The sequence below is a fragment of the Viscerimonas tarda genome, from assembly GCF_054601255.1.
The window spans coordinates 17,135-39,373 of the sequence record NZ_BAAHWV010000030.1; the positions used below are offsets into that span (position 1 = coordinate 17,135).

At 43.7% G+C, this 22,239-nt stretch carries 19 protein-coding genes; 5 read left to right on the plus strand and 14 right to left on the minus strand.

Annotated elements, in window-relative coordinates:
- The first annotated feature begins 60 nt into the window (after window positions 1-60).
- From rpiB to ACYPWY_RS12270, 3 genes are all read left to right on the plus strand, one after another.
- The gene (gene rpiB, locus ACYPWY_RS12260) at window positions 61-531 is read left to right on the plus strand and encodes a ribose 5-phosphate isomerase B (RefSeq protein ID WP_459685819.1); all 471 of its coding nucleotides are present in this window, start codon (window positions 61-63) and stop codon (window positions 529-531) included.
- Window positions 532-630: 99 nt separating this feature from the next.
- Complete coding sequence (locus tag ACYPWY_RS12265; protein ID WP_459685820.1) at window positions 631-834, plus strand: hypothetical protein; 204 nt, start codon at window positions 631-633, stop codon at window positions 832-834.
- A 58-nt stretch (window positions 835-892) separates the two neighbouring features.
- Window positions 893-1,186, plus strand: a complete 294-nt coding sequence (locus ACYPWY_RS12270; RefSeq protein ID WP_459685821.1) for a PIN domain-containing protein — start codon at window positions 893-895, stop codon at window positions 1,184-1,186.
- A 252-nt stretch (window positions 1,187-1,438) separates the two neighbouring features.
- Here the strand turns inward: ACYPWY_RS12270 and ACYPWY_RS12275 are convergent, their stop codons facing one another.
- The 13 genes from ACYPWY_RS12275 to ACYPWY_RS12335 form a co-directional block, all read right to left on the minus strand.
- Window positions 1,439-3,394 carry an alkyl/aryl-sulfatase gene (locus ACYPWY_RS12275; protein ID WP_459685822.1) on the minus strand — a complete coding sequence of 652 codons (1,956 nt, stop codon included), beginning with the start codon at window positions 3,392-3,394 and terminating at the stop codon, window positions 1,439-1,441.
- 9 nt (window positions 3,395-3,403) lie between these two features.
- Window positions 3,404-4,819 (minus strand): DUF1254 domain-containing protein, encoded by a 1,416-nt coding sequence (locus ACYPWY_RS12280; RefSeq protein ID WP_459685823.1) that lies wholly within the window; start codon window positions 4,817-4,819, stop codon window positions 3,404-3,406.
- 47 nt (window positions 4,820-4,866) lie between these two features.
- The gene (locus ACYPWY_RS12285; protein WP_459685824.1) at window positions 4,867-5,913 is read right to left on the minus strand and encodes a serine hydrolase domain-containing protein; all 1,047 of its coding nucleotides are present in this window, start codon (window positions 5,911-5,913) and stop codon (window positions 4,867-4,869) included.
- A 38-nt stretch (window positions 5,914-5,951) separates the two neighbouring features.
- The gene (locus tag ACYPWY_RS12290; protein ID WP_459685825.1) at window positions 5,952-7,352 is read right to left on the minus strand and encodes a DUF1254 domain-containing protein; all 1,401 of its coding nucleotides are present in this window, start codon (window positions 7,350-7,352) and stop codon (window positions 5,952-5,954) included.
- Between the two features lie 20 nt (window positions 7,353-7,372).
- Complete coding sequence (locus ACYPWY_RS12295) at window positions 7,373-8,641, minus strand: M28 family metallopeptidase (RefSeq protein WP_459685826.1); 1,269 nt, start codon at window positions 8,639-8,641, stop codon at window positions 7,373-7,375.
- A 209-nt stretch (window positions 8,642-8,850) separates the two neighbouring features.
- Window positions 8,851-10,767 (minus strand): arylsulfatase, encoded by a 1,917-nt coding sequence (locus ACYPWY_RS12300; RefSeq protein ID WP_459685827.1) that lies wholly within the window; start codon window positions 10,765-10,767, stop codon window positions 8,851-8,853.
- A 41-nt stretch (window positions 10,768-10,808) separates the two neighbouring features.
- Window positions 10,809-12,290: a RagB/SusD family nutrient uptake outer membrane protein gene (locus ACYPWY_RS12305; RefSeq protein WP_459685828.1), complete on the minus strand. Its 1,482-nt coding sequence runs from the start codon at window positions 12,288-12,290 to the stop codon at window positions 10,809-10,811.
- A gap of 21 nt (window positions 12,291-12,311) precedes the next feature.
- Window positions 12,312-15,470 (minus strand): SusC/RagA family TonB-linked outer membrane protein, encoded by a 3,159-nt coding sequence (locus ACYPWY_RS12310; RefSeq protein WP_459685829.1) that lies wholly within the window; start codon window positions 15,468-15,470, stop codon window positions 12,312-12,314.
- Between the two features lie 95 nt (window positions 15,471-15,565).
- Window positions 15,566-16,507, minus strand: a complete 942-nt coding sequence (locus ACYPWY_RS12315; RefSeq protein WP_459685830.1) for a hypothetical protein — start codon at window positions 16,505-16,507, stop codon at window positions 15,566-15,568.
- 732 nt (window positions 16,508-17,239) lie between these two features.
- Window positions 17,240-17,725: a hypothetical protein gene (locus ACYPWY_RS12320; RefSeq protein ID WP_459685831.1), complete on the minus strand. Its 486-nt coding sequence runs from the start codon at window positions 17,723-17,725 to the stop codon at window positions 17,240-17,242.
- Window positions 17,726-17,747: 22 nt separating this feature from the next.
- Window positions 17,748-18,020 carry a hypothetical protein gene (locus ACYPWY_RS12325; RefSeq protein WP_459685832.1) on the minus strand — a complete coding sequence of 91 codons (273 nt, stop codon included), beginning with the start codon at window positions 18,018-18,020 and terminating at the stop codon, window positions 17,748-17,750.
- A 128-nt stretch (window positions 18,021-18,148) separates the two neighbouring features.
- Window positions 18,149-18,700 (minus strand): RNA polymerase sigma factor, encoded by a 552-nt coding sequence (locus ACYPWY_RS12330; protein WP_459685833.1) that lies wholly within the window; start codon window positions 18,698-18,700, stop codon window positions 18,149-18,151.
- Window positions 18,701-18,721: 21 nt separating this feature from the next.
- The gene (locus ACYPWY_RS12335; protein WP_459685834.1) at window positions 18,722-19,750 is read right to left on the minus strand and encodes a tetratricopeptide repeat protein; all 1,029 of its coding nucleotides are present in this window, start codon (window positions 19,748-19,750) and stop codon (window positions 18,722-18,724) included.
- Window positions 19,751-20,127: 377 nt separating this feature from the next.
- On the opposite strand from ACYPWY_RS12335, the gene serS reads away from it, so the two are divergent.
- Window positions 20,128-21,399, plus strand: coding sequence for a serine--tRNA ligase (gene serS / locus ACYPWY_RS12340; protein WP_459685835.1), 1,272 nt, complete (start codon window positions 20,128-20,130; stop codon window positions 21,397-21,399).
- Window positions 21,400-21,401: 2 nt separating this feature from the next.
- Complete coding sequence (locus ACYPWY_RS12345) at window positions 21,402-21,809, plus strand: lipocalin-like domain-containing protein (protein WP_459685836.1); 408 nt, start codon at window positions 21,402-21,404, stop codon at window positions 21,807-21,809.
- 224 nt (window positions 21,810-22,033) lie between these two features.
- Here ACYPWY_RS12345 and ACYPWY_RS12350 read toward each other — a convergent pair.
- Window positions 22,034-22,239: SGNH/GDSL hydrolase family protein (locus ACYPWY_RS12350; RefSeq protein ID WP_459684319.1), on the minus strand; the 206-nt coding region annotated here is incomplete at its 5' end.

The window sequence follows — 22,239 nt, forward strand, 5'->3', positions numbered from 1 at the left end:
AGAAAGTAAAACATCAGATAATTAAGATATTAAGAAACCTTTCGCACTAAATCAACAGATATGGAAACAGAAGCATTATCCTTGTTCTCTCAATCGGAAAAGCCCATAGGATTAGCCAGCGATCATGCCGGTTACGAAACAAAACGTTATATCATCTCCCTGCTCGAAGAAAAAGGCATCAGTTATAAGGATTTTGGAACTTATTCGACCGAAAGCGCCGATTATGCAGACTATGCACATCCCCTGGCCATCGCCGTAGAAAAAGGAGAATGCTATCCGGGTGTCGCAGTATGCGGGTCGGGAAACGGCATAAATATGACCCTGAACAAACATCAGGGCATCCGCGCCGCGCTATGCTGGAACGCCAAAATAGCCCGCCTGGCAAGGGTACACAACGATGCCAATATACTGACACTACCCGGACGTTTCGTATCGGAAGAAGAAGTCTATCAAATGCTGGTAGTTTTTCTGAATACCCCATTTGAAGGCGGTCGCCACCAACGGCGCATTGATAAGATACCGTGCAGGTAAAGGTTTTGATACAAGTTGCAAACTTGCACCAAAGTGGGAATACCATTGTCCATTAAAAAAAAGGCGTACATTTGTACTACAATTCTAAAATACAAAGTCATGATAATTGAAAGAACAGATAATGAAATAATCATGCGAATTCTTTCTTTTGTTAATTTTGAAGATGTTCAACGTATTATTGACTTAATGACGTACAAGGAGGCTACAGCAAAAAGTCAGGCAACACAAGAGGACGTAGATAATATTGCCAAAGAAGCAAAAAAAGGTTGGTGGTCAGCTAATCGTGAACGCTTTATAAAATGAGGATAGTACTGGATACGAATGTCATTTTTAGCGCTTTAGTAGGGCTAATAGCGCTATTATGGACATTATTGTCGGCTCAAAGGAGAAACTCCAGTTTTATGCAAGTGATTACACGCATATTGAATTGAAGAATCACCACGAAAAACTTAAAAAAGCATCCAAACTAAGTGATGATGAAATAGATATTGCGAAATATGAATTATTCAAATATTTACATTTCGTTTCATTAGATATTATCCCTGAGAATTGTTGGAAAGAAGCGGAAGAATTGGTTTCGGATATAGACATAGATGACATTGCTTTTGTTGCATTAACCCTCTTATTTACAAGCGCATCTTTGGACTGGAGATAAAGTTCTTTACAATGTACTTAAATCTACAAATTTTGATAAGCTACTATCCACAGCTGAATTAAAACAGCAATTATAACAAAATTTGTCCAGCCTGATTTGTAATTTCAATCAGACGAATACCAAAAATAAAACAAGGGCATTCCTCGCAAGAAAAACGCCCTTATTTATTTCAAAAGTGGTATATTAAAATTTAGCTATCTGCATTACTTATCTGTCGTAATGCGGTGGCTATGCAGCTTTTCACAAAGCTGTTTATTTGACGACAATGTTCCAGTTCAGGTTGAATGTTGTGATTAATGAAGCAAATAATCCCAGCGCCGAAGCATCGCCACTGGTTTTTACCGCTGCATCCGAAAGAATATTTTTCACATGCTGCGGATTAACGACCAGTTCCTGCAATTTACTTTTAGGCAGACTTACTGTCAGTTGCGGCTTATCCTTGGGTGATGACAATTTGTGATGCAACACCCCATTTTTCAGAAAGACATAATAACTGCTATTCTCGTCCTGTATATCGAAGCGGATAGTAAATTCCTTGCCTGCAGCTTTGGTTCCATCAATTGCAATCGACAAATAATCGAAAATATCGTTGGTCGTCAAACCATAGATGAAACGGACTGAACCGCCCTGTGCATTTTTGGTAACATTGCCGTTACGCAATTCCTCTGCCGCCGTCAGGTACATGTTGCGCCAGATACTCGAACGGCTCTGATAGCCAAGTTGTTCAAAAGCATCGGCTTGCAGGTTTTTTGCCTCCTTGTTGTCCGAATTGGCAAAAACCACCCATTTGAGGGCTTGAACCACCCAGCGGTAATCGCCTTGCTGGTAACTGGCTTTTGCCTTCTCCAAAGCAGCTTGTTCTCCCCCGAACCATTTAACGTACCGAATAGCTTCTTCTTTGGGTGGCAGGCGGTCGTAATTGGCCGGATGACCATCGAACCAACCTATGTAATACTGGTAAACTGCTTTCATATTGTGGCTTACCGTTCCGTAAAAGTTTTGGTTAAACCATTCGCTATCCAACGAAGCAGGCAGTTGAATGGTGGCTGCTATCTCTTCCTGATTCAATCCCCTATTCGCCAAATGAATGGTCTGGTCGTGGATGTATTTGTACAAATCGCGTTGCTTTTCCAGGAAATTCAGGCTCCTTTCCTTTCCGAAAAAAGGCCAGGTGTGCGCCGGAACAACATATTCTATCTCCTCGCCAAAGAGGGTGATTGCTTCATCAAGATAAGCCGCCCAGGATTTGGCATCACGCACCTTTGTACCGCGTGGAGGCAAGGTATTATGCAATGTCCTCGAGCCAAGTTCGGCCGAAAAGAATATCTTTTTTGCCGGATAATAAAACATCATTTCGGCAGGAGCTTCGGTTTCGGGCGTGTATTGGAATACCAATTCTACGCCGTCAATATTCAGCTTTTGTCCGGTATGGTCAATCAGCGTATTGGGTTCCCAAAGCACATTTGGGTCGTATTTGCCCCGGTAAAATTTACCCAGTCCATTGTCCACTATTCCGGTTGAATCGGCAGCAAGCCCCAAGGCAAACTGATAGGCTCCCCTGCGTCCCATGGCAGTTCCCAGAAACACATTCTCGCTAACCGCCTCCTCATAAAAACCTTTGGGCGCTATGTACAGCGCTTTTGAAGAGGCAACATCTTCCCTGGAAACCAGACCCGATATGCCGCCAAAATGATCGACATGACTATGGGTGCTGATAATCGCCACAATAGGATAATCGCCTACATGCTTTTTAATCAGGTCATAAGCCGTTTTTGTTGCATTCGGATTGGTTACGGGGTCTATCACGAGGTAGCCTTTAGCCGTTTTTACGAAAGTAACATTTGTTATATCAAAGCCACGTACCTGATAAACGCCTTCCGTTACTTTGAAAAGGCCTTTGATGTTGGTCCATCCGGCATGTCGCCAAAGGGCCGGATTAACGGTAGCCGGCGATGTGCCCTTGATGAAGTTATACACATTGAGATTTGCTATCGGCTCATTCTTATCGTTCCGAAGGAGTCCATCTTCAAGACCGGCAATAAAACCTTTTGTTGCCTCCTGATAATCAATACTATCGCTGAAATTCAGCCGGGCATATTCTGCCTGATTGACAGACTTGGTGAAAGCCGTCGCCGGTTTACCGGATTGAGCGAACAGGTTTGTTGCCGCAACTATTGCCGACAAGCACAGCAAAGAATATTTTGTCATTTTCATCTTTTAATCAATTTTTTCGGGAGAAGGATTTTTCCAAACCGCTTTGTTGTTCAAGGCTTCCACGTCGGGAATATAGATACGCAGCGTTACATTGAATTTATCGTTAGGAATTGGCAACCAGTTGTTTACTTTATCGCCTTCGGGTTGCTTGTTGGCCAGATAAATATCAAGCGAACCGTCTTCGTTGTATTTCAAATCGTTTCTGTCGCCAATGGCATACCTCCTTATCGGGTTGTCAACCAAATAACGGTCTTCGCCATAAATAGTGTATGACCAAAAGGCTTGTGCCGGAGGAAGCTGAGCTTTTTCCAAGTGGATGCGGTAATTATTTTTCCCGTCCAATTGCTCTTTGTTTGTATCCGTATAGTACGAAAAATAGGTGGCTTCTTCAGGAGGCAAGGCGCCCAAACCTCTGTAAGCTACCAGCGCGCGCGAATTATAATCTGTTTTGTAATCGCCTAATTTAGCTGCCGGATCGGTAGTGCTTTTCCCGAACAGATTTTTTCCAAACGGAACATTTTCCATTTCTTTATAGACATCTGCCGGTAAATTAATCAGCGCTTCTTGGGTTTCCTTATCAAAATCGGCCAACGAAAAACGCTTTCCGGCGCCAACTCCAATTTTTTCAATCTCTTTTACGACGGCTGCATCTGCTGCCGCCGATGGATTGTCAACCACCAATTCGTTGAAGTAATTGAAGAAGTTTTCGACAGACAGATTTTTTACTGTTTCAACCACCGATTTACCTTTAGTAGCCGGTAAATAGTTTCCATATAATTTATGTATGGGCGATGCAATATAAACCGCAGTATCTTTTGCCAACCACCTCGATAGCGGTTTCAATACAAACTTGCGTTGCAGCGGAACTACATTCTTTACTTGGTCTTCGGGGCTGTTCACTTGTACGCGACCAATAGCCCAAACCAAATCGGTCGGCGATTTAATTTGCGTCAATCCCGCAGGAACTTCACCCTTCCAGCGAGGGCCGGTGATCAGGTACTTTTGTTCGCCTGTCCCCGATGTCCGTTTACCGGGCAGGATAAAGTTGTTTGTCCAGGCATCTTGCAGGGGGAAAACATAATAACGTCCCTTGGTGTCGGGCAATTCAACCACAACAGGTTCGGCGCCTAACTGCAAAAAGGCAGACGAATAATTGGTGTCGTTATTGGGCGCCACCACATGCTTGAAAGTGTGGTCGGGAAAGCGGGTGGCATGATTCAGGTAATTATCGGGAACAGGCGAGGCAACCCTGGTAACATCCGTGTAAATCAGCGGAGTGGCAAACAAATAAGCATCGCGGGCTATCGAAATAACCTCCTCTTTCGACAAGTTATTCTTATTCCCTGATGCGGCAGGCATCGCTATCCCCGATAACAAGGACAGTATGAGTAAATTTCTCAGCAAATTAGTTGTTTTCATACACTATAAGTAAATTCGTTATACATTTTAGATTGAGGATTTTATACTTAAAATTTATTGATATATTTCCATATTTCGTCGCTGATTGAAGATGAAACCGGGGCTCCTGCTTTTTTCCCGTCAGCCTCTCCCATTCTTATCACAACGATATTTTTGCCGGGCGCCACATTGATAACCTGTCCGTTAGCGCCCAGAGCTGCTATTACATCGGCAGGAGCATTGGGGATAAGGGGGCCTTCAAACAGGCGTTGGGTTGAAGGATACCTGTGGGTTGCTTTACCATTGAGCCACCACAAATAGCCATAAGATTCATTCAAGGGCTGCGAAGTATTTACCATTTGATTGAAGTAACCGATATCTGTCAGAATCTGATTGCCATCCCAGTTTCCCTTGTTGAGGATTAACAAGCCATATCTGGCCATGCTGCGGGCTGTACTAAAGAATACTTTGTTGTATCCCAGTAGGACGTATGAACCTGTGATACCGGTTTTGCTTTGCAGTTTTTGTTGTAAAAATCCGGTCAATGTTGCCCCTGCCGCTTTCTGAATAACGCTATCGAGCAAGGTATAAGGGCCGTTGTGGTAAGCCCAACGCGTTCCCGGGTCTGCTTTATAGGTCAGGCAGGTGTCATCGGTACAATAACCTATTGCAGGGCCATCATCCAAACCGGTGGTCATTGTCAGTTGGTTCCAGATGGTAATTTTAGCTTCCTGCCCGGGCCTGAGGCTTGTCCAACCTTGTCCCAGATATTTAGAAGTTGCATCCTTTATCGACAGGAATTTTTCCTGTTGAGCGATTCCTACCAAAAATGCCGTAAGCGATTTTCCGGCTGATGCCCAGTACCAAGTAGATTCCTGCGTATGTGTGCCGAAATACTTTTCAAGCGCTATCTTTCCATCTTTAAGCAAAATAAATGACTTTGTTTTGGCCTCTTCCAAATAACTGTACAGGCTGTCAATCTCGCTTTGGTTCCAGTTCAAGGACTTGGGGGAAATTGTTTCCCACTCGCCACCGGCTACGGGCGGGAAATACAGGTTTTGCGAAGACACCTGAAACGGCAAGCTCAACAACAATGCGACTAGTATCTTTTTCATTATTTTTTCTCTCTATTTACTTTAAACTACGCTATTTTTCAGTCTATTTTTTTCGGAGACGGATCTTGCCAAAGCGAACGGTCTTTCAGGAAGTCCTCCCTGGGCAGGTAGATGCGGAGCGAGAGGTGAAAGGTATCAGCCGGTATAGGCAACCAGTTGTCGAACTTATCCTTGGGTTGCGCTTCGTGGCTCAAATAAATGTCCAGCGAACCGTCTTTGTTATAAAGCAGCTTGCTTCTGTCGCCAAGCGTATATCTTTTTATCGGGTTAGCGGTCAGGTAGCGGTCTTTTCCATAGATAGTGTAAGACCAAAAAGCCTGTGCCGGAGGAGTTTGTCCTTTCTCGAAATGAAGGATATAACTGTGTTTGCTACCATCCAACACCTCGTCATCCTCGTCAATAGTATAGGGATAATAAACAGCTTCTTCGGGAGGCAAAGCGCCCAATCCTTTGTACGCAACCAATGCACGGGTATAATAATCGGTTCCAAAATCGCCAACTTTGGCTTTTGTTTCGGTTGTTACGCCTTTGTCCCTGTCCAGCCAAACGCCATCCAGTTCTTTGTATATATCTGTTGTTAAATGTGTTAAGGCCTCTTGCGTTTCTTTATCGAAGTCGGCTAACGAAAAATGTTTGCCGGCTCCAACCCCCACCTGAGCAATTCGGGCGACAATGGCGCTATCGGCTGCTGCCGGAGGATTGTCAACCGCTAACTCGTTGAAATAGTTGAAGAAATTCTCGATAGATAGATTTTTTATCACCGAAACAACTGTTTCACCTTCGTGATTTTCGGGCAAATAATTGCCATATTGGCGTTTTCCGGTAACAGCTGTTGTATCGTTCGAGAGCCATTTCGAGAGGGGTTTCAATACATATTTCTTTTGCAAAGGCGTTACAAATTTTTCCTGATCTTCCTTGCTGTTCACCTGTGTTCGTCCGATAATCCAAACCAAGTTGGTCGGCGATTTAATTTGGGTTAAACCTTCGGGGATTTCACCTTCCCAATTTGGGCCGGTAATCAGGTATTTTTGTGCAGCTGTACCGGTTGTTCTTTTGCCCGGCAGCGCAAAGTTGTTTGTCCAGGCATCCTGCAATGGGAAAACATAATAACGCCCCTCTGTATCGGGAATTTCAACCACAACGGGCTCATCTACCAATTCCAGAAATCCGCTGGAGTAGTTTGTATCGTTATTCGGCCCTACCACATTGCGGAAAGTATGATCGGGAAATTTGGTGGCATGACCCAGGTAATTATCGGGACGGGGCGAAAATACCCGCGTAACATCCGTATAAATCACCGGACTTGCATATAAATAGGCTTCGCGTACGAGCGAAACAACTTCATCTTTTGTTAGCTCCTTTTTGGTAGAGCAAGACATTGCCAGGCCCGATAAGGCAAGCAATATGACTAAGATTTTCAGCGATTTAATCGTTTTCATTTTTCTAATTATATAAGTTGTTATTTTTTCAGTTCTTGCGAAATAAACTGTTGATAATTGCGGGTTATATCTTCCAGCAATTGGGGCGAGGTGGCCGATGCGCTATCCTGTGGCGTGTGAAAAAAGGGATGAATGTAGGAAATTCCCAGTATCCGCTTATAGCCTTTATTGGCAACATAAATCAGCTCGCCTGCGTTTCGTTCTTTTGTATTGTATTTCTGTGCTTTGGCATTTGCAAAGGCGCTTTTAAACGAACTTTCGACTGGGTCGCTATAAAAGAAATTGCGCAGAGAATCTACTTCGGCCTGTTTTACCAAACCGGTTGGGGTTTGCTTATAAGCGTGAGTGGCCAGGCCTGCACCCAGGTGAATCCACAAATGCGTATCGTCAACCGCAGGAGCAAATTGGTCTAAAAACTGATGAGCGCCGATACCGCCTATTTCGTGCCCCGAATTACCGGTAAAAACAAAGGTGTAATCTGTTGCTTTCAGGTTTGCCGCCCAACGGGCCAGTTCCAGCCATACTGCTATTCCGGGGCCGCGTTCGCCGCCACAAATAAACCATCCGCTGATGGGAGTGGATATAACTACATACTTTTTGCCTGTTCCGATTGTTCCATATACGTTTCGTCCTTTCACCTCTTTGTATTCTCCGGCGATATATAAGCGGACGGGGCGCTGTTTGGATGCAAAACCGGCTAATTTTTCCGAATACTTGGAAGCCGCAAGCGCTACCGGAATTTTCCACGGATTAGGTTTGGCCGGCGAGTTGAAAGCCGCCACATCGCCGGAAGGATTTTCCGTAATAACAACAACGGCAACAGCGCCATTATCCGACAAAGAATTAATTAATTGAAACGCTTGCAGGACTTCTCCTTCGGGAGCATGAATCAACGCAATCTTCCCCTTCAAATCTGTTTGAACAGACGAGGGACCAAGCTCAACCAACCGGCCTTCCACCGATTGACTGATATTTTCGTTTACCCACCATTGCGGAAATACGCTCACGCTATCAGAATCGCTCACGATTGCCCCTTTGTAAAAAAAATACTGCCGGAGCGGAAATTCGGGATATTGAACCGTATAACCGTATTTACTTAATTCCTCGCCCAGCCAATCGGCTGTTAAGGTATTGGCCGGCGTACCGGTGCGATGGTCTCCGAATGAGACATATTTTTCGACATCGGCATAGAGCCTTTTTCCGTCCAGGACTAAAGATTCATTCGGTTTACTTGCCGAAAAAAGCATAATTGCCGAGAATGCAATTGCAAGAAATGTTGTTGTTTTCATTTACTGGTTAATGTTGCAAAGACGCTATGTTTTATAAGGGCTTGTGTCAAAAGTCTGTCATCCTGTGCTTGACACGGGATCTCCTAACAAACATCAGCTGAATATCAGGAGATTGCGGGTCGGAGCCCGCAATTGGAGCGGAGCGTAAATCGGCCTGAGCCAATGACAACCTCAGAAAAAAACTTTTGACACAACCCCTACCTTTTTTATTATTCAACTACTCGAAGTCTATTGGCTTCCTCTCCCTGGCGTTTGAGGTAATTTTTAATGATCGTTTGATGGACATAAGACCAGTTTACAAGTGGATACACTTTATTCTTCCGGGCTTCCTGATCGAACAAGGCTTGCAATTCGGCCAATTTTTGCGGATTTTTCTTTGCCAGGTCAATCCGTTCGTTGAAATCTTCGTTCAAGTTGTAAAGTTCCCATGTAACGGGTTCTTTCGTCTCATTGCTGAGGACGCTTTCTATATTTTGCGTTTTCCCGTCCAATGTTTGACGTCTTGTATCAATTCTGTCGGGATGATAAGCAAACGAAGCCTTCCAACCGTCCTGATAAATAGCTCCGGAGCCAAAAATATACGAATATTGTATGGTATGCCTGGATGGAGCCTGTTTGTCGTTGAACGAATACGCCAAAGATGTTCCCTGTACCGGAAGTTGCTCTACGCCTTTTATTTGCTCAGGAGCAGCTATGCCCAGCAAGTCGATTGTGGTGGGGAACAAATCAATCACGTGCCCGTATTGGTTACGAATCCCCCCTTTCTCGGTGATTCCTTTCGGATAATATACAATCAGGGGATTGCGTGTTCCACCTTCGGCATTGGCATCCTGTTTCCAGAATCTGAAAGGCGTATTGGTAGCTTGCGCCCAACCTAGCGGATAATTTGTGTTTATTCCGTCCGGTTCGCCTATCTTGTCTATCAATCCCAGGTTTTCTTTTACCAATTCGCCTTCGGTAATCGGGGCAGCATCAAAGAGGCCTTTGTTGATTGTACCTGTAAAATCCCCTTCCTTGCTGGCGCCATTGTCTCCTATTACTATAAAAATAGCCGTATTTTCCAGTTGGTTGAGGTCTTTTAGGGTTTGTATCACACGTCCTACTTCGTAATCGGTATAGGTGAGGTAGGCGGCGTATGTTTCCATAAAGCGCGCATAGAGTTTTTTCTCGTCAGCCGACAATTTATTCCATGCCTTGATGCGCGGATCGCGGTCGGGCAACACAGCGTTAGCCGGGAAAAGCCCCAGTTTCTTTTGTTGAGCAAATACTTTTTCGCGGTAAACATCCCAGCCTTCATCAAATTGTCCCTTGTATTCATCCCGCCACTTTTGCGCCACTTGGTGAGGAGCATGTACGGCTGCCGGAGCGTAATACAGGAAGAAAGGCTTGTTGGGCGACGCCTTTTTCTGCTTTTGAATGTATGCAATGGCCTTATCGGTTATTTGTTCGCTCAAATGCCTTCCGTCTGGGGTAATGTTGGTGTTGTCTTCCACCAAAGCCGGTTTGTACTGGTCGGTTTGCGAACCCAGGAAGCCAAAAAACTTCTCAAATCCTTTTCCCGAAGGCCAGCGGTCGAAAGGCCCTGCATCGGTAGCGTCTTCATCGGGGGTCAGTCCGTATTTACCTACAGCAAATGTGTTGTAACCCGAACCTTTCAATACCTCGGCAATGGTTCCCGCTTCACCCGGCAGGTAGCCCTCGTATCCGGGGAATCCGGCAGCCATGATTCGGTGGGCAAATCCACCCATACGCACGTTGTGGTGGTTGCGACCGGTCAGCAATGCAGCCCGGGTAGGCGCCGAAATGCCGCAGGTATGGAAGTTGGTATATCGCAAGCCCTGATTGGCTATACTCTCGAAATTGGGTGTGCGAATCAGTCCGCCATAAGCGCTTGAAGCCCCAAAGCCCACATCATCAAGCACAATCCACACCACATTGGGCGAACCGTCGGCAGGATTGCTCCTGTCGGGCCAGTACTCCTTTGATGTTTCAACTGTTTTGCCGATAACTCCTTTAAAATCAATATTACTCTGTGCCTGCAATCCGCTCGCTACCGGAATACCGGCCAATGCCGCCAAGCCCAGAGAAGCTTTTACGGTGTGTATATAATTGATATTTCGTTTCATTTTTTCTTTTCGTTTAACGTGTTTTTTAATTTGCTAATTAATTAATACCCCTCATTTTGCCAAAGACCATCCGGGTTCAAGTCGCGTTGATCCTGCGGTATCGGGAACAAGTAGTTTCTGCTGGTAACACCTGCTTTAGCCGGTACTTTCTGAAGCGATTCTATCAATATACCCCAGCGAACGAGGTCGAACCAGCGTTGGCCTTCCTGCACAAATTCGAGCAAACGTTCTTTCTGTATAGCTTCGCGGAAGCTGGTTTCGTTCAGTCCCGATAAATCGTGTGTAGAAGGAGCGTTCAGCGGGTCTCCAAATGCCCTGCGGCGAACCTGATTGATTGCCCAATAGGCTTGCCCTGCCGGATCCGGCCCGTGATTTTCTTCGTTCAAAGCCTCAGCATAAACCAATAGCACATCGGCATAGCGGATAACAGGGAAATTGACCCCTGCGGCAGTCCGGCTCAAACCTTGTTCCACAAACGACCATTCGAGGTATTTGATAAACAGGGGTTTGGCATAGGTAAAGGGTCTTCCATTGGCCGGATTGACCAATGTTTGGGCATAAGTAGCATCTTTGCGCAAGTCGCCGGGTTCGTAAGCTTCATCGTAAAACAACCGGGTATCCGAAATTATATCGGCAGGCTCAATGGCATTGAATCCGATAAAAGAGGCCGAAGCCAACTGATTGCCCGATCTTCCGATTGTTCCTTGCTGGCCATCTTCAAACTGAGCCGAGAAGATGTGTTCTTTCCCATTTTTTGTAGCAATGGCCGATATGTCGCCATAATTTTCAAACAAGGCATATCCGTAAGGCCCGTTTATAACTTCTGCTGCTTTTATTTGTGCATTGCGCCAATCTTTACGCACAAGATAAACCTTTGCCAATAAAGCTTTTGCAGCGCCTCCGGTAGCCCGTCCCAAATCGTTGGCCGAATAGGAATCGGGTAATTCCTGCGCATCGGTCAGGTCTTCAATTATCCGGCTATAAATTAAGTCAACTTCGGCGCGAGAAGATTTCAAATCGTTATTCGATTCGGGTTCGTGCAATATCAATGGCACCGGCCCCCACAATTGCACCGCATTAAAATAGAGCAATGCCCGGATAAATTTGGCTTCGTTGATAAGCCTTTTCTTTATATCATCCGAGGCCTGTACTTTCGGTATGTTGTCGATGGCCACATTCGCCCTGTTGATTCCTCTGTATATTTGTTCCCAAACGAGCGAGATACGGTCGTTGTTTGCATTGTACGAAATGGAGCTGATTGCCCGCACATTTGCATTGATGGCCGATGCACCTGCCGCCGCATAATCGGAAGCCATATCGGTAAGAAAGTACATGTTACGTCCGTATAGCGGTTGGTCGGACCAGTTGGTGAGCGATGCATAAACACCTGTAACTCCGGCTATAGCATCCGATTCGGTTCTATAAAGTTGACTGGTTGTTATCGAGCTTTTTGGTTCCTGATCCAAGTCGTTGCAAGCAGTTAAGGCTGCCAACAGAAATGATAATATATATATCTTTTTCATTGTGATTCCTTTTTTTAATAATTAAAATGATAATTCTACGCCAAACAAAAAACTACGTGAAGAAGGATAAGCGCCGTAATCGATTCCCTGGAAAAGATTGTTTTGTTCGTAGGTGCTCACTTCGGGGTCGTAACCGCTATAACCGGTCAGGGTAAACAGGTTTTGTCCTGTAACAAATACCCGTGCTTTTTTAATTTTTGCAGGCGCTAAAACCTTGGCTGGGAATGTATAGCCCAAAGTCAAGCTTTTGAGGCGAACATACGAACCATCTTCTATATTGCGGTCGGTAACAACTGCCGAGGGCGAACTGGTGGCGCGCGGTATGTCGTTTGACGGGTTTGTAGGCGTCCATCTGTCGGCAAAGGTGGATAACACATTTGAATAAAGCGTAGTTATTTCCAATTGCTGTTTCAGGGCATTGTATATTTTGTTGCCGTAGCTTCCCTGAATAACTGCCAATGCATCAAAACCTTTGTAACTGAATGTATTGGTAAATCCGTAGGTGAATTTGGGTTGACTTGTTCCCAATATTACCCGGTCTTCGTCGTTGATAAGGTTGTCATCGTTCTGGTTGACATATTTCCTGTCTCCCGGTTGTACATTTCCGGTTATCCAACTTGGTTTGGGCGCTGTTGTCAAATCATCATCAAGTTGTACAATTCCGGCTGTTTTATATCCCCAGAAGGTTCCCAAAGCTTCCCCTTCCTTTACAACTACCGGCGAAAGCAAGCCCAGCGTTACAGATGGAATAACGGGATAAAACGGACTTATATTTTCGCCCAATTTTATCACCTTGCTGACGTTATGAGCCAATACAAACGAAGACCGCCAGTTAAACGCTTTTCCTCTTCCTCTGACAATATCGGCGTTAATCTGAAATTCTATCCCCTTGTTTGAAATACTTCCAACATTTTTCAACATGGAAGAGGCTCCGAATACAGTTTCCACAGGGGCATTCACCAACAAATCGTTGGTTCTTTTATAGTAGGTATCAAAACCCAGACTAATTCGTTCGTCCAAAACGCCAAAATCGAAACCGGCATTGTATTGTGTTGTTTCCTCCCATTTCAAATCGGGATTGGCCATATTGCTGGGTGCATATCCGGTTACAAGCGTGCGATTGAACGAGTACGAGATGGGAGACTGCAAAGCATACGCCTTGTAATCGCCAACTTCCTGATTACCGGTAATACCCGCACTTACACGAAATTTCAGGTTACTGATTGCTGTTATTCCCTTCAGGAAATTTTCTTCATTTGCATTCCACGATAAACCGATAGACGGGAAATAACTCCATTGTTTGTTATTATCGGGCAAGAATTTGGAGGAACCGTCGGCACGGAACGATACAGAGGCATTGTAACGCTTCAGGTAGGTGTAATTGACACGTCCCAACCACGAATTCAATACCTGAGTTACAGCGCTTGAAGAAGCATCTCCTGCTTGTCCGCCAGCCAGACTATTGAATTTAACAATGTCGTTGGTGAACTGAGTAGCCTGAACTGTTACTCCTTCCGTATCCGACTTTTGGGTAGTATATCCACCCAATATGTTGATACCATGTTCACCGAAAGTTTTATCGTAAGTCAATGTAAACTCCGATTGCCAGGAATTAACTGTTCTGCTTCCGATAGAAGCATTTCCTTTAGTCGCATTTCCGATTGTTGTGAATATTGGTGCATAATAATTCTGCTTGGTGTGAATAAGATCGACACCACCGCTTAATTTGGCTGTTAACTCGGGAAGAATCTTATATTCGGCATAGAAATTACCGGTAGTACGTTTCACTTTTGTTTCATTTGTCGTCTCATTTACATCGGCAATCGGATTTAAGTTCTCACCGGCAGAAGTAGTCGATAAATAAGTATTAGCGAAATTATAAGTACCATCTTCGTTGTAAACCGACCCTACGGGAGGAGCTAACAATATACTGGCAAAACTATTGGGCGAAGAAACTCCATTTACGGCGCTGATACCGTTTTGATTAGCGGCGCTCAATAGCAAGTTCAAGCCAATTTTTAATTTACTGCTAACTGTGCGTCCGAAATTTGAACGAAGGGTATAGCGTTGGAAACCGGTGTTCAGTACAATACCTTCCTGATCGTAGTAATTACCCGAAATGGAATATTGCGTTTTTTCGTCGCCACCGGCTATGGTTATCTGCTGGTTCTGCGTAAAGCTTGTTTGAAGCGCAGCCGACTGCCAATCAGCGCCAACGCCCAAAGCCTCAATGTCGTCAGTGGTAAAGTCGGGGATCAGATTGGAAGATGCCGAAATATCGTTCCGCAGTTCGGCCCATTGTTTGGCATTCAGCAATTTTAGCTTCTTAGCGGCCTTCGACCAGCCATAGGATGATGAATAAGAAACCTGGTCAGCGCCCTTTTTACCCCCTTTGGTTGTGATAAGGATAACGCCGTTGGCTCCACGCGAACCGTAGATGGCAGTTGCAGCGGCATCTTTGAGGACTTCCATCGACTCGATGTCAGCCGGATTAATGGTTGACAGCCCGTTTAATCTGGCGCCGGTTCGTGCAACGCCGGTCTCCACGTTTGCGTTATCGTTATACATAATAAAGCCGTCTATCACATACAGGGGTTCGTTTCCGCCGGTAATCGAATTCCCTCCACGGATGCGGATGGAAGAAGATGCACCCGGTTGCCCCGAACTCTGAACAACGTTTACACCTGCTACTGCGCCACCCAGCAGATTATCCAATGAAGGAAGCGCTTGCGACAGGTTGGCCGTTGACACCGAAACAATGGAACCCGAAAGCTCGCTACGCTTTTGTGTTCCGTATCCGATTACAACAACCGAATTCAAGAGGTTGCGGGTTTCGGCAAGTTCGATGGTTATTGTAGCTGTTGGTTCTTCGTAGATGTCAATGTCCTGGTCTTTATAGCCTACATAATTAACGAGAATGTTTACGGGAAAAGATTGTGCCGGAAAATTGAATGTTCCGTCCACATCGGTAAATGTACCGGTTGTTTTTTCTTTGGCATCTTTTATTTTTACACTTGCGCCAATAATTGGCTCTTTTGTGGCCTCATCAATCACCTTTCCTTTAACGGTTTTTGAGTTTTGAGCCGAAATAAAAGCGGGGAATAATAATAATGCTGAAAAAACAAGCATTTTAGCCAGAAACCAATTGTGATTTCTGAAAAAATAAAATAAATTTGTCATACGCTAGATTTAATTTAGTGTGGTATGCGTCCCCGATTCTAATTTGCAGTAGGAAATTGGGGACGCTTTTTTATGATTTTGATTGGAAAAGTATCCTATTTTAAAGAAAAGTATTCTCCTTTGAACTGAGCTTTTTGAACTGCCAGCGAATTGTTGTCAAGTTTCAAGAATCCCAGTTCGTGATTGAACTTCTGGCCGTTGTTGAGAATCCAGGTTATAAAGCTAACTACTTCTCTATCATTGGCTTGATTGGATGGAATAATAAACCCGAACTTTTCGACAGGAATAGTTTCGATGGAGGTTTCTTCGAGTAACGAGATGGTTTTGTCTATGTCCTGCGAATTTAATATTTCTTGTTGTTGCGATTTAATTTTGAGAGGCAAAATAGAAATATCCGATTTCAGTTTACGTGTTTCTATATCAAATACATAGTTCAAACTATTGAATGTAAGACCATTGACATCTTTCTTTATGGCATTAAGCAAATAAATATCGTCGCCAATGATTTTCTTTCCTTTTATTTGTTCGGCTGTTTGATCGAAATAATCGGCCAGAGCTATTGCTGTACTCGATTTGCTGTCCCGTGCGTAAACAGTAGCGTTGTACTTGTCTTTTTTGTTTGAATCTTCTTCCTCAAAAGCATCTTCGTCATCCAGGCTTTTTTCAAAAAGCAGATTTTTCAGGTCTTTTTTATTGATTCCTTTTTTTGCTTCGCTCAAAAGCGGATTGTTGCTGTTGGTTACGGGAATAAGTGCATACCGTCCGACAGCTATTACTTGCTTATCGTTCAATTCATTTTCCTGTGGTTGATGCGCCACAACCTGAAATTCGATGCTGGCTACCGATTCTTTAGCTGTTTCAAAACGGATGTTAGCCAACGGATTTTCTTTTTTGTATTCTGCAGCCCATTTTTCAATAATTGGGTAGGCGAATTTTGCACCGGTAAGACGAATAACTTTTTCCTGTGCCGATACTGCAGTTGTTATAAAAAGAACTGAAAGAACTGACAATGCGATTTTTTTGATTGATGATTTCATTTTGTTGTATTTCTAAGTCTGTTAAAATATCTATTTTGTAAACGTATTGGCTTATTTTAAATAAACATGCCGGGAGCGATGGAAATCAACATCGTTGTTTGTTCAGTAATAAGCTAACAGTTAATGTTTTACTTATTAACTTTGAATGTATGTTTTTGGAATCTTTAAACTTGGTCATTTCCCTGTTTTTTGTACTTTTTATTGTTTGACAAAAGTACTCAAGGTATTTTTCATGGGAAATACCATGTGTGTGGTATTTTTCTGTGGTATTTTATGGGAGGATTCCCGATAAACGGGCTGTTTTTCCCGATAAACTAAAAAAAATCGGGATTAATGGAGTAATTTCCCGGTTCGGCGCAGTTGAAAGCTATAGCCGTTAAGGCTGAAAGCCTTTAAGCCTGAACCTATTTGAACCTCTTTCATGGTTTGCCCTGAGTTGAAAGTCGGTGAACGTATGATTTTGCTAGTGAACCTTAGAACCCCATTCTTACCTAATTTTTCTAACAAAACAACCTCAGTAGCAATGAATTATATAAAAAGCCGACCTAATTACCTCATTACTTACGTGCTATTTGTTGATAGAATTGGGTATAAAATAAATGAGGTAATGAGGTCTCGTCTCTACCTATTCATCTGCTACTGAGGTTGTTTCGTTAAATAGAATTAGGTAAAAATCAGGTTTTCTATTTTTCATGCGTTTACTCTACCGTTTCACCATTCACACAATATTATTTATCTCCTGCTCGAACTTGGACGTTCTCCTCTGGTGTTGATTGCACGTTCGGGGCGTTCCCGGTTGTTGAGCATATTTCGGGCATGTTTCAACTCTGCCATTTGGTATTTGTATATTTTTTCGGGCGACAATACGATTTTGAATTTTTCGTAATATTCTTTTTCTAATTTGGCTTCCTTAATCCGTACTTCAAGCATCTCCCTTACAATTTCTTCGTATTCGGCATCCGTTATATTTGTCTTATTTTTCAGATTCCGGTTTTTTTCCATCAAGCTTTTGTTCAGCTCATATTTCTTTCGCATCAACTCGTCGCTTAGCGGAAAGAAAGTTTTAGCTTCGTCGTTTGTCAGCTTGAGCTCCTTTTTGAGAAACTCAATTCTGTTTTTCTTAAATTCTTCCAGGTTGAATCGCTTATTTTCTTGTCCGTAAGTTCCTGATATACCGATTACAAGAAAGAGAAGGAGGGATATAATTTTTGTTTTCATGTCCGTTTGTTTTTAAACCGCTTTAAAAGTTTATAGTACTATAATACGAATCTTTTGCTACCTGATCTTCGAGATAAAGATAAAAATCTTCGTCTTCCGATGAGGATGCATATACCGCCTCATTTTGTTGTTTTGTTGCAAAATCGGCGTCAGCCATCTGTGGTTCAGTATTATTGACGAGGATACCTGTTGTCAGGATGATTCCGCCCAACACTGCTGCTACAGCCGTCCATGGAACGATTTTTCGCCATAGGGGAACAATCTTAGCTCTGGGTTCTTGTTCTATCCGAGACATTATATCTTTACGAAAATCCTCGAAATAATTTTCCGGAACCCGAAATGGATTTCTTTTGTCAATGTTATTCATACAATACCTCCATCATTGTTTTATGTTCTTTATAGACTTATTTAAAAGAAAAAGGTTTAATCAAGAGCGCTCAAATATTCTTCGATTTTTTTTACCGCGTGATGATAGGATGCTTTCAAAGCGCCTACGGATGTATCTAAAATCTCCGATATTTCTTCGTATTTCATTTCCTCAAAATATTTCATGTTGAATACCAGGCGTTGTTTTTCGGGCAATAAGAGCACTGCTTTTTGCAATATAAGCTGGGCTTCGTCGCCATCGAAATAAGGGTCGCTCTCGAGTTTGGCCGATAAATGATTGTCGGCATCGTCAATCGGGATATTATTCTGCGAACGCTGTTTGTTTAAGAAAGTGATACTTTCATTTGTCGCAATTTTATAGAGCCAGGTCAGCAGTTTCGATTCGCCCCTGAAGTTATCGAGGTTTGTCCACACCTTTATAAATGTGTTTTGCAAGACATCATTGGCATCATCGTGCGAAATAACAATTTTACGGATTTGCCAATACAACTGTTCGCTATATTCCTTCACCAATAACGAAAATGCCTCGTTCCGGTTTTTTTCGTTTTGCAACATTCCGACCAGTTTATCTTCACTTATATTCAGCATAACATCAAGCCTTATTCTAAATTAATCTTCCGAATCATCGCCCAATTCTTCATCCGAATCGCCATCCTGTCCGCCTTCGAACCACGAGATGAATTGATCGACTTTATCCGTGTTTTTGTTCCACCACTCCAGCGAGGAGGGGAATTGCGACACACTGATGTAGTGGCAATACACATCAATGTATCCCGATGCCAAAATCTCGCTGTAGATAGGAAGGAAGAAATCCCACAGAAGCCCTTTTTGCGATTCGTCCTGCATCTGGCTCAATGTAAGGATCATTTTTTTTGTAACATTTTCGATAAAGAGAAACTTTCTTGCGGGATCGTCGGTGGCGGGTCTGTTTTTCTGCATGTAATCGTATATTATCCTCCGGCCTATCCCGTCCTCTTCCTCCAGTTTTGGCGAATCAGACGGCAAGTCCATCGTCAGGATGTCATACATTTCGTTGAATGCCTCTTTCGAGCGTTCGGTATTGGGTTCTTGCAACAGGAAAAAATGAAAGGAGAAGAGCGCTTGCAACCACTTGCCCGAATCGTTCAGCGTGTATGCATACAGCAAAAACGCACTGGGATGCGTGGTATCTATCTCTATTGCCTTCCCCAGGTGAGAAACGGCAAGCCGGAGGTCTTTCTTTTTAAAGTAGCTCAATCCGAGGTTGTAATGGAGCAGATATTCATCACCGCATCTTTCTATCGCTTCGGTCAGCAGTTTAATCGACTGGTCGTATTTATTGAGTTCGGCCAGGGCCGAACTTTTCACACAATAGGCATCGACCAACAGAGGAAGAAAATTGGCATTAATAACTTTTGTGCTGTATTTCAGCGCATTGTCGTAATCTTTGAGGTGCAGGTACGACAGAGACATCTCGTATATAGCCGACATCGAACCAGGGTTTATCTGCAATGCTTGTTGATAATAGCTGATGGCTTCGGTATATTTTCCCTGGTCGTGTAAACTGACGCCTTTTCGCATCAGTTTCTCCGACGACGCCTGAGGGTAAACAGAAATCGCAGTTAGTGAAAATATAATGAGTAAAAGAATGTATCTCATGTGCTGTTCTTGCATTAAAGGCATAAAAGTATAAAATTACAATAGAATTTATTTTTATACGACAAAGCTTTGACTATTTTTTCATTTTTTTCTTATTTTAATGGTTTTTGGAAGAAATTTTAATGAATATGCCGGTGATAATGGGACTTAAACGAATAAACACGTAATATGGGAACGCAAATTGCGCAGATTACGCAAATTATCGCAATTTATGCCAATTCACAAAACAAGCGCTATTTATTTGCGTGAATTTGTGTAATTAGCGCAATTTGCGTTCTTATGGATAGCCCCTTCAAAACTGAAACTTTGAACCTTGAACCTTGAACTTTGAAACGTTTTTTGTATCTTTGCGGGCAAATAATAAACGCAAGAATAAAATGCTGACACTCAAAGTAATTAACGATAATCCCGAACTGGTTGTAGCGAAACTGGCTAAGAAACATTTTGACGGGAAAGCCCTGGTTGAACAGATCATTGAACTGGATAAACAACGCAGGGAAACACAAACCGTTCTCGAAAAACAGTTATCCGAGGTGAATAATCTGTCGAAAACAGTTGGTTCATTGATGAAAGATGGCCGGAAGGATGAAGCAGAGAAAGCGCGTACACAGGTATCGGAAATAAAAGAAAAAAATAAACTGCTCGAAGAGGACTTGAAAGAGACAGAGCAAAAACTTCAGGATATGTTGGTGCTGATACCCAATTTACCCTCCGATTTGGTTCCCGAAGGAAGAGTAGCTGAGGATAATGTGGTGGAACGGACAGGCGGTGCGGTTCCCGAATTGGGAGATAACGCCCTACCCCACTGGGAATTGGCGAAAAAGTACGACCTGATTGATTTTGAACTGGGCGTAAAAATCGCCGGCGCCGGATTCCCCGTATATAAAGGGAAAGGAGCGCGCTTGCAACGGGCCTTGATAAACTTTTTCCTCGACAAGGCACGCGATGCGGGCTATCTGGAAGTGCAGCCGCCGTATGTGGTTAATGCTGCATCGGGCTACGGAACAGGACAGCTACCCGACAAGGAAGGACAAATGTATCACGCCACAATAGACGATTTGTATTTGATTCCAACGGCAGAGGTGCCTGTAACAAACATATACCGCGATGTGATATTGGAAGAAAAGAATCTCCCCATAAAAAATACGGCTTATTCGGCTTGTTTCCGCCGCGAAGCCGGTTCGTACGGAAAGGATGTCAGGGGCTTGAACCGTTTGCACCAGTTCGACAAGGTGGAAATTGTTCGCATTGATACGCCTGCACACTCGTATGAATCGTTGAAAGAAATGGTGGATTATGTGCAATCGCTGGTGGACGAACTGGAATTGCCTTGGCGCATCCTTAGGTTGTGTGGAGGCGATATGAGTTTCACTTCGGCCTTGACCTTTGATTTTGAGGTATTTTCGGCAGCTCAAAAACGCTGGTTGGAAGTCAGTTCGGTATCGAATTTTGAAAGCTATCAGGCCAATCGCCTGAAATGCCGGTACCGCGACAACGACAAAAAAACACAACTGGTTCATACACTTAATGGTAGCGCATTGGCATTGCCGCGAATTGTAGCCGCATTGCTCGAAAACAATCAAACCGAAGGCGGAATACGCATCCCCAAAGCGCTCGTTCCCTATACCGGCTTCGAAATAATCGACTAATCATGAAGTATTGGTTCTCCATTTTATTGCTAGCCTCCGTTGGCCTCTTCTTCTTTTCGTGCGAAGATTACATCGAAAAAGGAATAGAGGGGCAATGGCAGATGACAAAGGTTGTTGAAGCCGACGGCGCTGAACACAAGGTAGATAGCATCTTCTACCTGTTCAAAAAAGGGGTATTCAAATACATGAGAATGGAAACCGGTCTGGATTCGTTTTATGCTTTTGGCGCTTATGCCGAAAACAACAACAAGCTGGAACTGGAGATTAAAGAGTTCTGGAGTGAATGCAACGGCGATTGCCTGCATTGGGGCGAAAACACGTTTGAACGGACATACGACATAAAAAAGAAAACCTCTTCGGCATTGGAACTGGAATTTAATGGCGAAGTTTACGTGTTTCGGAAATATTAGGAAGTTCAAGGTTTAAAGTTCAAGGTTGCGTGCCGCGACTAATACTCCTCACCCCCAGCCCCTCTCCATCTTGGAGAGGGGAGTAAGAACGCCCTTACCACTACCTGTCATTGCGGGTCGAAGCCCGCAATTGGAGCGAAGCGTAAATCGGCCTGAGCCAATGACAAGCTCGGGAATAAGGCTTGTAAGACAGCCCCTTTAACACAGTACTTAAACTATTTTTTTCACAATATCCCCTCCACAACCGCGCGTAACACCCTTGCAATCTCTCCATGGCCAAAATCATTTGGATGCAGGGCGTCCGGCATCAGGGCGGGGGATGTCAGCGGACATATCTTGCAGGTTTTATAGATTTCGGAGTAGGGAACCGCAAAATATTCGCAGATATCCCGTTCTGCTTGCCGGTAGGTTTCGAGTTTTGAGGCGGGTT

Bases quoted from the DNA above. Each gene is read 5' to 3' on its own strand.
- ACYPWY_RS12285 (WP_459685824.1), bottom strand. From the start codon at position 5,913: ATGAAAAAGATACTAGTCGCATTGTTGTTGAGCTTGCCGTTTCAGGTG.
- ACYPWY_RS12345 (WP_459685836.1), top strand. From the start codon at position 21,402: ATGAAGTATTGGTTCTCCATTTTATTGCTAGCCTCCGTTGGCCTCTTC.
- ACYPWY_RS12320 (WP_459685831.1), bottom strand. From the start codon at position 17,725: ATGAAAACAAAAATTATATCCCTCCTTCTCTTTCTTGTAATCGGTATA.
- ACYPWY_RS12305 (WP_459685828.1), bottom strand. From the start codon at position 12,290: ATGAAAAAGATATATATATTATCATTTCTGTTGGCAGCCTTAACTGCT.
- ACYPWY_RS12280 (WP_459685823.1), bottom strand. From the start codon at position 4,819: ATGAAAACAACTAATTTGCTGAGAAATTTACTCATACTGTCCTTGTTA.
- ACYPWY_RS12300 (WP_459685827.1), bottom strand. From the start codon at position 10,767: ATGAAACGAAATATCAATTATATACACACCGTAAAAGCTTCTCTGGGC.
- rpiB (WP_459685819.1), top strand. From the start codon at position 61: ATGGAAACAGAAGCATTATCCTTGTTCTCTCAATCGGAAAAGCCCATA.
- ACYPWY_RS12310 (WP_459685829.1), bottom strand. From the start codon at position 15,470: ATGACAAATTTATTTTATTTTTTCAGAAATCACAATTGGTTTCTGGCT.
- ACYPWY_RS12270 (WP_459685821.1), top strand. From the start codon at position 893: ATGGACATTATTGTCGGCTCAAAGGAGAAACTCCAGTTTTATGCAAGT.
- ACYPWY_RS12315 (WP_459685830.1), bottom strand. From the start codon at position 16,507: ATGAAATCATCAATCAAAAAAATCGCATTGTCAGTTCTTTCAGTTCTT.
- ACYPWY_RS12290 (WP_459685825.1), bottom strand. From the start codon at position 7,352: ATGAAAACGATTAAATCGCTGAAAATCTTAGTCATATTGCTTGCCTTA.
- ACYPWY_RS12265 (WP_459685820.1), top strand. From the start codon at position 631: ATGATAATTGAAAGAACAGATAATGAAATAATCATGCGAATTCTTTCT.
- ACYPWY_RS12275 (WP_459685822.1), bottom strand. From the start codon at position 3,394: ATGACAAAATATTCTTTGCTGTGCTTGTCGGCAATAGTTGCGGCAACA.
- ACYPWY_RS12335 (WP_459685834.1), bottom strand. From the start codon at position 19,750: ATGAGATACATTCTTTTACTCATTATATTTTCACTAACTGCGATTTCT.
- ACYPWY_RS12330 (WP_459685833.1), bottom strand. From the start codon at position 18,700: ATGCTGAATATAAGTGAAGATAAACTGGTCGGAATGTTGCAAAACGAA.
- ACYPWY_RS12295 (WP_459685826.1), bottom strand. From the start codon at position 8,641: ATGAAAACAACAACATTTCTTGCAATTGCATTCTCGGCAATTATGCTT.
- ACYPWY_RS12325 (WP_459685832.1), bottom strand. From the start codon at position 18,020: ATGTCTCGGATAGAACAAGAACCCAGAGCTAAGATTGTTCCCCTATGG.
- serS (WP_459685835.1), top strand. From the start codon at position 20,128: ATGCTGACACTCAAAGTAATTAACGATAATCCCGAACTGGTTGTAGCG.